Source organism: Sulfurimonas sp. (assembly GCF_041563035.1).
Classification (GTDB): Bacteria; Campylobacterota; Campylobacteria; order Campylobacterales; family Sulfurimonadaceae; genus Sulfurimonas.
Map to the genome: position 1 here is coordinate 21,926 of NZ_JBFFNS010000013.1, position 12,131 is coordinate 34,056.

Consider the following 12,131-nt stretch of genomic DNA (forward strand, 5'->3'; position numbering starts at 1 on the left):
GGAGTTAATCTTTTAGGAATGCTAACCAATGGCATTCTCCACGATGAGTGGGCACAGTGTCCCAAACGAAGCTAAAGGGACTTTGTTCCTTTAGCGGACTAGAATTGTATCATTCCATCGATTGGAGAAGATGCTGTAGCATATGGACGCTTAGGTATTCTACCGGAGAGATAAGACATACGACCGGCCTGAACTGCATGTTTCATAGCCTGAGCCATAATCATAGGGTTTTGAGCTTGAGCTATTGCAGTGTTCGTTAAAACACCTGCTGCGCCTAACTCCATCGCATAAGCTGCATCTGAAGCACAGCCGATTCCAGCATCTACGATTACAGGTACACTTACAGCTTCACGAATGAAAACTATGTTGTAAGGGTTTTGAATACCAAGACCTGAACCAATTGGAGCAGCTAAAGGCATGATTGCATGAGAACCTGCATCTTCAAGTCTTTTTGCCATAATCGGATCATCAGAAGTATAAGACATAATAGTAAAACCGTCTTTTGCTAAGATCTCACAAGCTTTGATAGTCTCTAAGACATCAGGGTAAAGAGTTTTTTGAGTATCTCCGATAACTTCTAGTTTAATAAGATCAATCCCCGTAGCCTCACGCATCAAACGAAATGTTGTAATAGCTTCTTCAGCCGTAACACATCCTGCAGAGTTTGGCAAAAATTTTACATTTGTTCCAGCAAATGTATCACGAAGATTTTCTTTATCAGGATCTGTAATATTCAAACGACGAACAGCAACGGTGATTAGTTCACTTCCAGATGCAAGAGTTGCTTCTTTTGTAGTTTCAAAAGAATCATATTTTCCACTACCAACAATCAGGCGAGAACCTAGTTCATATTTTCCAATTTTTAAGATATTATCCATTTCTTATATTCCTTAATTTTACACTTCTTTTTACTTAGCATATTGCCACAGCACTTTTGTGCTGTTTATTATTAATGATTGATTTATATCATAAGCTATCTTATAAGTTGCCAATTCCATTAATCAAATCATCCGGCGTAAGAGAAAAATCAGCACCCTTGTAACTTTGTGCTAATCTAGTGTGTGCAAGAGAAGCATTTATCGCTGCTTCGAGAGGCTCATAACCTTGTGCTAAAAGTGCTCCTATAAGCCCACTTAGTACATCTCCACTTCCACCTTTTGCAAGAGCGGATGTACCATGAGGATTTATGAAAAACTCACCATTTTTAGCGATGATTACATTTGCACCTTTTAAAAGAAGTGTGCTTTCAGGATAAGCTTTAGTAAAAATCTCTACGTATTTAAAGCGGTCTTTTTGTAACTCTTCAACACTTAGATCTGCAAGCTCAGTACGTTTTAAAAGAGCTACAAACTCTTTTGCATGTGGAGTTAAAACAACATTTTTTCTTTTTAAAATCTCTATGATTATAGGCATATGAAAGATATCAGCATCTGCGATAAGAGGCAGAGAATTATTTAAAAATTTATCTAACTCTTTATCGCTAAACTCATCGCCTAGTCCCATACCAATAGCTAAAGCTGTTGTATTATGAGGGAGTTCATGAGAGTACATAATACTGTGAGGTATCTGCTCATTTTCATAACCCACAAGAGTAACAAGTCCTGATCCAAACCTAAGAGCAGCTCTAGCACTTAAGATGCTCGCACCACTCTTACTTCCACAAGCTAAACCCAAGTGCCCAAAACTACCTTTATGAGTGTTTTTAAGTGCTCTTGTTGGAAGTTTTAAATCTTTTTCATCTAATAGATTCCAGTTTGTATAACGCTCATAAATATCTCTACTGATCCCGAGATCTAAAACTTCGATCTTTCCTACAAACTCTTTAGCTTCATCTAAAAACATAGACTTTTTTAAAGCACCCATAGTTAAAGTAACATCCGCATAAAAACCCGAAGATGGAACATCACAAGCTATTTTAAAAGAATCTAAGCTATTTAATTTTTTTACTAGTTCTTTTAAATCTGTACTGAATTCACCACTAAAACCAGTACCGACAATAGCATCTATCAAAACATCAGATGCAACTATCTCAGTAAACTCTTTTACACCTATAGCACGTGAACGTTTTTGTTGAAGAAGTGCCATTTTTGATTTTGGCTCTTTTGCGTAGTAGATGCTAACATCGAAATCACCATGAAGAAGTCTTGCACAGGCAATACCATCTGCACCATTGTTACCGCTTCCACAGACAACAGTTACTTTTGAGTTTTTTGCAAAGTTCTCTCTAATATAAGAAGCCATACCATTAGCAGCATGTTCCATCAAAACATCTTCTGTCAGTTCAAACTCTTCGTAACACCTTCTATCTAGTGAACCTACTTCTTCAAACAACTTTTGCATCTTTAATCCTCTAAAACACTCACTATAGCCTGTGGCATTATTTCATATTCAATATTCTTGATTTTAGCAGAAAAACTCTCTAATGTCTCATTTTCTACTCTGAGAAAACTCTTTTGCAAGATGACTTCACCACCGTCAAGCTCACTGCTTACATAGTGAACACTTACTCCACACTCTGCGTCCCCACTCTCAAAACTTCTCTCTATGGCTTTTGCACCTTTGAACTTTGGAAGCAGAGATGGATGCAGGTTTATAGCTTTCATATTTGACGTAAAAACATCACTCAAAATTCTCATAAATCCACTCAAAACTACCAAGTCAGGCTCATAAGAGTTTACAAGTTTTACAAGTTCGGCATCAAAATCTTCTCTTGAGTTAAAATTTGTATGCTCCAATACATCTGTTTTTATTGATAACTCTTTGAGTTTATCAAGACCTTTTGCATCTCTTTTATTTGTAATTCCACACACTACATAACACTCTTTGTTATGCAGTTCTTTCACGATGTTTTGGGCATTAAAACCATCACCGCTAAATAATAATACTATCTTTTTCATACGCGAATTATATCCAATGAAGATAAGAAAAAAAACAAGTTTTTTGGATTCTAAAAATTCATACAGAAAAAGTTAATAAAAAAGCTGTACAATTATTGAAAATTATTATAAAACAGAAGGAATAATATGAAAGCTACAAAGGTAATCTTGATTTTACTTATAAGCGTATCTGCTCTATTTGGTGCGGATATTGTTAAGATTGAACGAATGAGTATGGAGTTAGCGATGGAAGTCGCTAAGAAGTCAGTAGAGAGTTGCCGTAAAAAAGGCTACTGGGTTAGTGCAGTTGTAGTTGACAGAAGTGCAAATGTTCAAGTGACTCTACGTGATACTCATGCAGCTCGTTTTACAATGGAGATTGCCGAACAAAAAGCAAATCTTGTAATTATGTCAGGAATTAACAGCTCTGATTTTGTTCCTGCCCGTAGTGATATTCGTAATGAACTTAATAACATAAGTGGCTTGATAATGATGCGCGGAGGAGTAGCTGTTAAGTCAGGAGATATAATACTTGGTGCAGTCGGTGTCAGCGGTGCTCCAGGTGGGGACATAGATGCTGCTTGTGCACAAGAAGCACTTAAATCACTTGAAGAAAGACTTGCTTTTGCTTCAATGAATGATGGCGACTAAAATAGCTATCTGTTTACAAAATGCCAATATAAGCAAAAAACGATATAATCACGTTATGAATTATAAAGAGATTGCACAAGAAACTTTAAATATTGAAGCACAGACACTACTTTTAGCATCACAAAACATGGGCGATGTCTTTGACAAAGCCGTTGAAATGATTCTTGCATGTAAAGGAAAGCTTATAGTTACCGGTGTTGGTAAAAGCGGACTTATAGGTGCCAAAATGGCAGCTACTTTCGCGTCAACCGGAACTCCAAGTTTTTTCCTCCACCCTACTGAAGCACTGCATGGTGACTTAGGTATGATTAGTGAAAATGACGTAGTTATTGCAATAAGTTACAGCGGAGAAAGTGAAGAACTCAGTTCTATTTTACCTCATATCAAAAGATTTAAAACACCTCTTATCGGAATGACAAGAAATCAAAACTCGACGCTGGGAAAATATAGCGATGTGGTTATTGATGTTATTGTAGAAAAAGAGGCTTGTCCGCTTGATATAGCACCTACAAGTTCTACTACACTTACTTTAGCACTGGGCGATGCTTTGGCAGTTTGTCTGATGAAGGCAAGAGACTTTAAAAAGAGCGACTTTGCTTCTTTTCACCCTGGTGGTGCCTTAGGTAAAATGCTGTTTGTAAAGGTAAGTGATCTTATGAAAAAAGACAACTTGCCAATAGTCTCAAAAGATACAAAAGTAAAAGATGCGATTGTTAAAATCAGCGAAGGTCGTTTAGGTACGGTTCTTGTAGCAGATGAAGACAACTGCCTGATAGCTCTTGTTAGTGACGGTGATATCCGTCGTGCTCTTTTGCAAGATGACTTTTCACTTGAAGACAATGTTTTAAAATATGCAACTCAAAATCCAAGAACTTTAGATGATGAAAATATTCTTGCAAGTGAAGCACTTGTGATCATCGAAGAGATGAAGATACAACTTTTAGTAGTAACAGACAAAAATAAAAAGATAAAAGGCGTACTACACATTCATACGCTGATTGAAAAAGGCATATCATAATGATGCGATTAAACAAGTACATAGCACACCATTCAAGCTACTCTCGTCGTGAAGCGGATAAAGCTATCTTAGATGGTTATGTAAGAATAAATGGAGAGATTCAGGATAATCCTGCAACTCAGGTAGACGAAAAAGATGACATAGTTTATGTTAGCGGAAAGCAAATTACTCCAAGAGACAAATATACGGTTATAGTTTACAACAAACCAAAAGGAGAGTTGGTAACAAAGACTGATCCTAGAGGTAGAAGAACTATATATGATGGTTTAGAGAGCAAATACAAACACTTCATCCCTGTTGGCAGACTTGATTACGCAACTGAAGGTGTTTTACTATTAACAGATGCTTCAAAAATAGCAACTGCACTAATGGACTCGAACCTTGAGAGAATTTACAAAGTAAAGATTAAAGGCGAAGTAACTCCTGAGATGGAAGCTGCTATGATGAACGGTTTAGAGCTTATGGATGCAACTGCCGGTGGGCACTCTCACTCAAAAGTAACTTCTATGACTTTTTCACCTTTTCTAGGTTACAAAATTCAAAAAAATGAGCATAACTACTCAATCCTAAAAATAGCAATTTCTGAGGGTAAAAATAGAGAAATCAGAAGATTTTTTGCACACTTCGGTACTGAAGTGGCTGACCTTAAACGTATCAGTTTTGCAGAAGTTGAGCTAAATAACCTTCCTACAGGAAAAACTAGATTTTTAAGCAGAAGTGAATATTCTGCTCTATTTACTTTCATGAAAGCTGAAGAAAAGTTAGCAAGAGAGAAAGGGAAAAAATAGCTTGGACTTTACACATCTTCTCAGACCAACTGCGTTTGATGACTTAGTAGGCCAAGAACACTTAAGCTCTCAAAATTCTCCACTAAGAATTTTATGTGAAAAATTTGCATTGGGACATAGTTTTTTCTATGGTCCTGCAGGTTGTGGAAAAACTTCCATAGCTAGAATAATCGCTAAAACTATGGACTTGCCATTTTATGAGTTCAATGCAACTTCTATCAAAATAGAACAACTTCGTAAAATATTTGACCAATACAAAAACACTCTACAAAAACCCCTACTTTTTATAGATGAGGTACATAGACTTGCAAAGAACCAACAAGAAGTCCTACTTCCTGTGATGGAAAACAACTCTGTTTTAGTTATCGGTGCTTCTACTGAAAACCCATTCTTCTCTCTGACTTCAGCAATCCGTTCACGATCTATGCTTTTTGAATTAAAGCATATTAATAACGAAGCACTATCAACTCTCTTACAAAAAGCTATAGAACATGCTAATTTAGCAGTTGAGGAAGACGCAAAAGAGTATCTTATTGCCAGTAGTGGAGGAGACGCAAGAGCGATGCTAAAGCTTCTAGAATTTGCATCTAATATCGATACGATAATCACTCTTGAGATCTTAAAATCCCTTCGACCAAATGCTCTTAGTGCAGGAAGCAGTGAGGCAGGTGTTCACTATGATCTTGCTAGTGCTCTTATTAAATCAATAAGAGGCTCAGATGCGGATGCAGCTATTTACTATCTTGCACGTCTTATAGATGGAGGAGAGAGTGCTGACTTTATTGCAAGAAGACTTGTCATTTTAGCCAGCGAAGATGTAGGAAATGCAAATCCGCAGGCCCTAACACTAACAACTTCTGCGCTAACAAGTGTCTCAAAAATAGGTTACCCTGAAGCTAGAATTATTTTAGCTCAAGCTGTAATATATCTCTGTGCATCTCCAAAATCAAACTCAGCATACTTAGCTATAAACTCAGCACTCAAAGCAGTTAATGACGGAATAATGCTAGATATTCCAACAAATATAACACAAAGAAATGAGAATTATCTATATCCTCATGATTTTGGTGGTTATATAAAACAAACTTATCTCTCAAAGCCATTGAAATTTGTAGAGTTAAAAGAGATTGGCTATGAGAAAAAGATGAAAGAATGGATGCTAAACATCAAGGGTTTTATAAAAGATTAATCATTAACATTATAAACTATGCAGTATAATAACAAGGAGTTCTACCTATGGAAATCACATCATCTTCGAACACTATCAACATCACAGGAAATATAAAAAGTATTAATAATTTTTCTGAAATTAAAAACCTAATTGATAGTGTAGTAACTCAGCATAAAAGCATAACTATAAATATAATAGATTCTCTTTCTATTACGTCTTCTGTAATTGGATATTTCAACAAACTTATTTTAAAAGACAATATAAATATAGAGATGCGTATAGGTAATGATCAACTTATGCATCTGCTTACTGACCTAAATCTAGCATCTACTTTTAAGGCAAGGAAGGCATAGAATGAGTATAAAATTCAAACTAAATCTAATTGCGACAATAGTTGTCTCTTTCGCACTGATAATTATTGCAATTACTACGAACAAAGCATTTCATGACAGATCTGTCATATCTCAGGCAAAAGAGTTAAATGTACTTTCTCAAAAATTATCACTGTTAATTCATGAGACTCAAAAAGAAAGAGGAGCTAGTGCTGGTTTTCTTGGTTCCAAGGGTGCAAAGTTTGCAGATATTTTACCAAAGCAAAGAGTTCTAACAACAAAAAGAAACACAGAACTTCTAACTTATACTTCAACTCTTGACTTAGGTTCATTTCCACAAGAACTACAGTCGGAAATAGCGGCATTCAACCTTGATATGAGTAAAATAAATGATATCCGCTCAAAAGTAGACACACTAAGCATAAGTGTAAAAGATGAAGTGACTTACTACACAAAGATGAATAAAAAGATCTTAAACATAGTTGCTCTTACTGCTAAACTTGCTGATACTCAAGAACTTGTAAAGTCACTAGACGCTTATACTAACTTTTTAAAATCAAAAGAGAGAGCTGGTATCGAGAGAGCTGTGCTGAGTGGAACATTTGGAGCAGACAAATTTGGTCCTGGAATGTTTTCAAAATGGATAACTCTTGTTGCTGAACAAGACGCTTACATGGACTCATTTTTAGCAATGGCTACAGAGAGTTCTAAAGCATTTTACAAATCTAAGATGAATGCACCTGTTATTGCTGAAGTAAACGGTATGAGAGATATAGCAAGAGCTAAAGCTTCAGAAGGTGGATTTGGAATCGACAGTGTTGTCTGGTTTCAAACTATCACTAAAAAAATCAATCTTCTAAAACAAGTTGATGATGAACTTGCAAAACAAAATACTGCATTACTAGAAGAAGTAGAATCTTCTTCAAAAATAGGCACAACTATTACGCTTGCTAGTTACAGCGCCTTTGCAATAGTTATATTTATTATTATCTTCTTTATATCTAAAGGAATCAATGTAAGTGTTAGAAGCTCTCTAGAAAAAATCAGCTGTGTTTCTGATAACCTTGATTTGACTTGTGACATTATAGTTGAAGGAAAAGATGAGATATCTCAGATTTCCAAAGCAATTAACGTTATGATAATTGCTTTTAAAGCAAGTGTACACCAAGCAAAAGATGTATCAGCTGCTACAACAACTGAGAGTCAAAAACTACATAACGTTGTTGAAGACCTAACTAAAAACGGTGAAATAGCAGACGCTAAAATCACAAATATAAATGTTCTTGTTTCTGAAGTTGGAGAAAGACTTGACGCAGTTGAAGAAGCTTCTATCACTGTAACAGAAGATTTAAATAAAACATTTAACGTACTAGATAGCTTTGTATCAAAACTAGACTCTGTTGTGCAGGCGATTGATGAAGGAAGCGAGCATCAACAGGACTTAGTTCAAAAGGTATCTTCACTTACGGAACAAGCTAAAAATATTAAAGATGTACTTGCTATTATCTCTGATATTGCAGACCAGACTAATCTACTCGCCCTTAATGCTGCTATAGAAGCAGCTCGTGCTGGTGAGCATGGACGTGGCTTTGCCGTTGTTGCCGATGAAGTAAGAAAACTTGCTGAGAGAACGCAAAAATCACTTAGCGAAATCAGTGCGAATGTTAATCTTATCACTCAAAATGTTGTTGAGATATCTGAAGAAACTGATAAAACATCAAGAAATATGCAAAATATTTCAGGTTCTGCTCAAGAGCTTATTTCTGACTCACAAGAGACTAAAGAAAACCTATCAATTACTACTGACAAATCAACAGATGTTATGCATCAAAGTACATACATTGCAACAAAAACAAAAGAGTTGATTGCTAATATGGATGAGATTATAGAATTGTCAAATGAAAATATACAACACAGAACTAAAGTGGAGAGCAGTGTTAATAAGCTTTCAAGCGATTCAGATAGACTGCAAAATGAGCTTAGTAAGTTCAGAGTATAGTAAAACTAATATATGATAAAAGAACTTACTGAGATAGACAACAATATTTTACAACATATGAAATCTTTAACACTTTTATGTGTTGAAGATGACCCTACCACCCAAATTTTATACGAATCTATATTTGAAAACATTGTTAAAAAGATAATCTTTGCCAAAGATGGCGAAGATGGATATGAAAAGTATCTCGCAAATAATATAGATCTTATACTTACTGACTACTCCATGCCGAAACTAAATGGTTTAGATATGATAAAGAGGATTAGAATATCAAATAAAGATATCCCTATCATCCTAGTTAGTGCTATTACAGATATAGATATAATTGTAAAAGCTCTACAACTTCACGTCAACAACTTCATAAAAAAACCAATCGTCGAAAAAGAAGTTATCAATGCGCTTGAGTCAGTTTCAAAATTAGTAATTGCCAATAGATACCTGGAAGATCAGAAAAACACTAAGCTTCAAGAGTTGGAAGAAAAAGATAAATACAGTTCTTATCAAGAAGATTTAGCATTTGCAAAAGAGTTAAATATTCTTAGAAATGACTTCTATTATCAGATGATAGACACAACATGTACTGCTCTCGTAGATTTTTCATATCAGCCTCTGGACATTTTAAGCGGAGATGCATACAGTGCAAGAAGAATAGACAAACACAAAACATTTTATCTTATAGTTGATGGAATGGGAAAAGGTCTATCCGCGTCCCTAAGCTCAATGCTTGTTACATCTTTTATAAATCATATCATTGACAAAATGCACTACTTAGATAATTTTGACTTGCATAGACTCATATATGAGTCATTAGAATACATTAAACCTATTTTACTTGATGAAGAAGCTCTATCAATAGACTATATACTACTTGATTGTATGAATTCAAAGATGCAATACGCTAAATTTGCGATGCCGGCAATACTACTGCAAAACAAAGATGATGAAGTAATAAAAATTAAATCTAACAATGGCCCTATTAGTAAATATATGAGAGACTTTACTATATCAAATTATGATACTTCGCAGATAAATAAATTTCTTTTTTACAGTGACGGTATGGTCGAGAACCCTACAAGATTCAAAGATAAACTCTACATCGACTATATAGAAGAGGATTTCTTAGACTCTTTTACAAAAGATGGAATGAGAGAGAGACTTCTTTGGAAAATAGACAAAGCTGAAGATGATATTACATTTATTTTTATCAACAAACTTGATCTAGTCAATACTATTATTGCAGAGAAGAGTTTTGATACTAACATGGAAGAAATTGACAATGCAAATGAGTGGAACACAAATGTTTGGGAAACTTTAACAGATAATGTAAAGATGGTTTACAGTGCAGGAATTGTTTTTACAGAGCTTTTTATGAATGCTTTTGAGCATGGCAATCTAGGGCTTGACTCACAGACCAAGCACAGACTTATAGAAGAAGACACATATCTAGAGACTCTACAAAAACAGCAAGAGAACTGTAACAAACAGATACATGTCATAATAAATAAGATAACCTACAAAGATGCAAACTACATAATCACTAGAATCGAAGATGATGGTGAAGGTTTTGACACTCAAATACTAAGTGAAATATTTAGAAATGCTAAGTCTTTTAATGGAAGAGGTGTTTTTGTATCTAGAAGTTCTTCGTTGGGGATTTACTACAATACTAAAGGGAATTCAGTACTATTTTTACATAAAATATAGACTTCCAACGCAGAGTTGGAAGTTTTTATACTTAGCAAAAATTATTTGCTAAGTGCTGCTTTAGATGCCTCTGCAACTGCTGTGAAAGCTGCTGCGTCATTCATCGCCATGTCAGCAAGAATTTTACGGTCAAGCTCGATGCCAGATTTATGAAGTCCGTTCATGAAAGTTGAATAATTCATTCCATTTAAACGAGAAGCTGCATTAATACGTACGATCCATAATTTACGGAAATCACGTTTTTTCTGCTTACGGTCACGGTGAGCATATACCCATGAACGTTCAATTTGTTCTTTAGCTTTTCTAAAGTGTTTACGACGACCACTATAGAAACCTTTTGCTAATTTTAATATCTTTTTGTGTCTTCTTCTACGAACAACACCTGTTTTTACTCTTGGCATATTTTTCCTTTTTCTTTACCCGGTCACTTTTTGTGATAAGGTGCCACATCAATGGTGGTCTTGCCCAATTAAATAATTGGAGATTTATAATTGACTAATAAAAATTAGTTAATCATAGCCTTAATGTTTGCTTCGTCAGCTTTTGAAACAACTTTTGGGCTGTTTTGATCACGACGAGTGCCTGCATCTTGTTTAGTTAAAATATGACTTCTGTACGCTGTACCACGTTTAACAGAACCGTTTTTCTTAACTTTAAAACGCTTAACAGCGCCTTTTACCGATTTCATTTTTGGCATCGATGACTCCTTTGTAAAATTCTCATAAATTGAGAGTGGGATTATACCCAAAAATTTCTAAATTTTAGCTACAATAGCCAAATGAATTCAATTAAACACATAGATAATGCACTAAAAGAACTAGATGATGAAGTACAGAAAATACTTTTAAATTGGGATATTCCTCTTAACGAGAAAGATAATCTTATGCTTCCAATACTTCAACAGAAGAAAGTACTTACACAAACATTAGAAGACTTAACATACTTAAAAGATAATCCGCCAAAACCAAATCAGCCATGTGGAATAAGTAAGTATAGAGAAGATTAATAATTATTTTTGATTGTTTATTTAAGAAGTACCCTTCTCCAGATACCTGCGGCACATGACGAATCAAGGTGTGCTGCTGTATTCCTACCCTGACACATTGTCCTAAAACATCATTGCACAGGTCTAAAGAAGAGCGGTGGAATTATAGCCAATTTTTTTTAAATAGCAAAGCTTTTAGTAAACAACTCTCTAAACAGTTGGTATTGTAGCTACTGCATCTTTTATAGCTTGCAGATATGCCGCGTATTGAAAATCTTGATTTGCATCTGAGGCTGCAAACTCTAGCTCCTTTGACATCTCATAAATTTCATCAAACCTTAAATTACCTGCACTACCCTTCAGAGCGTGAGCATGTGCTTTTACAGCTGGATAATCTTTTGAGTTGATTGCATCTTCAAGTGCCTGCAAAATCGGAGGAGTCTCTTGTAAAAAGCTACTCAGCAAAATAGGTATATGTTTTAGTTTTAATCCTATTGCACTTGCCATGTCTTCGTGTAAGAGCGTTGAGTAGTTAGGTGTTAAAATTGGCATGATTTATTTCCTATCTTTATGTATAATTTACTACAATTGTAACACAGGATTCTAA

The 12,131-nt window shown here is 35.1% G+C and carries 14 protein-coding genes and 1 other RNA gene; 8 read left to right on the plus strand and 7 right to left on the minus strand.

All coding sequences use genetic code 11. From position 1 onward, the window contains the following. Positions 1–98: 98 nt before the first annotated feature. The 3 genes from ABZC13_RS09295 to purN all read right to left on the minus strand — a co-directional run bounded on the left by ABZC13_RS09295 (position 99) and on the right by purN (position 2,897). Positions 99–878 (minus strand): thiazole synthase, encoded by a 780-nt coding sequence (locus ABZC13_RS09295; RefSeq protein WP_373002714.1) that lies wholly within the window; start codon positions 876–878, stop codon positions 99–101. Positions 879–978: 100 nt separating this feature from the next. Beyond that, entirely contained in the window at positions 979–2,340 is a 1,362-nt protein-coding gene (locus ABZC13_RS09300; protein ID WP_373002716.1) for an NAD(P)H-hydrate dehydratase, read from the minus strand. 2 nt (positions 2,341–2,342) lie between these two features. Continuing rightward, the gene (gene purN / locus ABZC13_RS09305; RefSeq protein ID WP_373002718.1) at positions 2,343–2,897 is read right to left on the minus strand and encodes a phosphoribosylglycinamide formyltransferase; all 555 of its coding nucleotides are present in this window, start codon (positions 2,895–2,897) and stop codon (positions 2,343–2,345) included. Positions 2,898–3,023: 126 nt separating this feature from the next. Between purN and ABZC13_RS09310 the strand changes: the two genes are divergently transcribed. Genes ABZC13_RS09310 through ABZC13_RS09340 form a run of 7 tightly spaced genes read left to right on the plus strand, consistent with a single transcriptional unit; the run spans position 3,024 to position 10,539 of the window. Then, positions 3,024–3,527 (plus strand): heme-binding protein, encoded by a 504-nt coding sequence (locus ABZC13_RS09310; protein ID WP_373002720.1) that lies wholly within the window; start codon positions 3,024–3,026, stop codon positions 3,525–3,527. A 55-nt stretch (positions 3,528–3,582) separates the two neighbouring features. Next, the gene (locus tag ABZC13_RS09315) at positions 3,583–4,545 is read left to right on the plus strand and encodes an SIS domain-containing protein (RefSeq protein WP_373002814.1); all 963 of its coding nucleotides are present in this window, start codon (positions 3,583–3,585) and stop codon (positions 4,543–4,545) included. Further along, entirely contained in the window at positions 4,545–5,333 is a 789-nt protein-coding gene (locus ABZC13_RS09320) for a pseudouridine synthase (protein WP_373002722.1), read from the plus strand. Before ABZC13_RS09315 ends, ABZC13_RS09320 begins: the two co-directional genes overlap by 1 nt. A gap of 1 nt (position 5,334) precedes the next feature. After that, a complete protein-coding gene (locus ABZC13_RS09325) occupies positions 5,335–6,522 on the plus strand; it encodes a replication-associated recombination protein A (protein ID WP_373002725.1) in 1,188 nt (395 codons plus the stop codon). A 47-nt stretch (positions 6,523–6,569) separates the two neighbouring features. Next, on the plus strand, positions 6,570–6,857 hold the full coding sequence (locus ABZC13_RS09330; RefSeq protein ID WP_373002727.1) for a hypothetical protein: 288 nt from the start codon (positions 6,570–6,572) through the stop codon (positions 6,855–6,857). 1 nt (position 6,858) lies between these two features. Beyond that, positions 6,859–8,835, plus strand: a complete 1,977-nt coding sequence (locus ABZC13_RS09335; RefSeq protein ID WP_373002729.1) for a methyl-accepting chemotaxis protein — start codon at positions 6,859–6,861, stop codon at positions 8,833–8,835. A gap of 12 nt (positions 8,836–8,847) precedes the next feature. Then, positions 8,848–10,539 (plus strand): response regulator, encoded by a 1,692-nt coding sequence (locus ABZC13_RS09340; RefSeq protein ID WP_373002731.1) that lies wholly within the window; start codon positions 8,848–8,850, stop codon positions 10,537–10,539. A gap of 41 nt (positions 10,540–10,580) precedes the next feature. Here the strand turns inward: ABZC13_RS09340 and rplT are convergent, their stop codons facing one another. Both rplT and rpmI read right to left on the minus strand, forming a co-directional pair. Continuing rightward, the gene (gene rplT, locus ABZC13_RS09345; RefSeq protein WP_373002733.1) at positions 10,581–10,940 is read right to left on the minus strand and encodes a 50S ribosomal protein L20; all 360 of its coding nucleotides are present in this window, start codon (positions 10,938–10,940) and stop codon (positions 10,581–10,583) included. A 104-nt stretch (positions 10,941–11,044) separates the two neighbouring features. Beyond that, entirely contained in the window at positions 11,045–11,236 is a 192-nt protein-coding gene (gene rpmI / locus ABZC13_RS09350) for a 50S ribosomal protein L35 (RefSeq protein ID WP_373002735.1), read from the minus strand. A gap of 81 nt (positions 11,237–11,317) precedes the next feature. Between rpmI and ABZC13_RS09355 the strand changes: the two genes are divergently transcribed. Further along, positions 11,318–11,545, plus strand: coding sequence for a hypothetical protein (locus ABZC13_RS09355; RefSeq protein WP_373002737.1), 228 nt, complete (start codon positions 11,318–11,320; stop codon positions 11,543–11,545). A 32-nt stretch (positions 11,546–11,577) separates the two neighbouring features. Here ABZC13_RS09355 and ffs read toward each other — a convergent pair. Continuing rightward, positions 11,578–11,675, minus strand: an RNA gene (gene ffs / locus ABZC13_RS09360) — signal recognition particle sRNA small type. A 59-nt stretch (positions 11,676–11,734) separates the two neighbouring features. Further along, the gene (locus ABZC13_RS09365; protein WP_373002739.1) at positions 11,735–12,076 is read right to left on the minus strand and encodes an Hpt domain-containing protein; all 342 of its coding nucleotides are present in this window, start codon (positions 12,074–12,076) and stop codon (positions 11,735–11,737) included. Positions 12,077–12,131 lie beyond the last annotated feature (55 nt).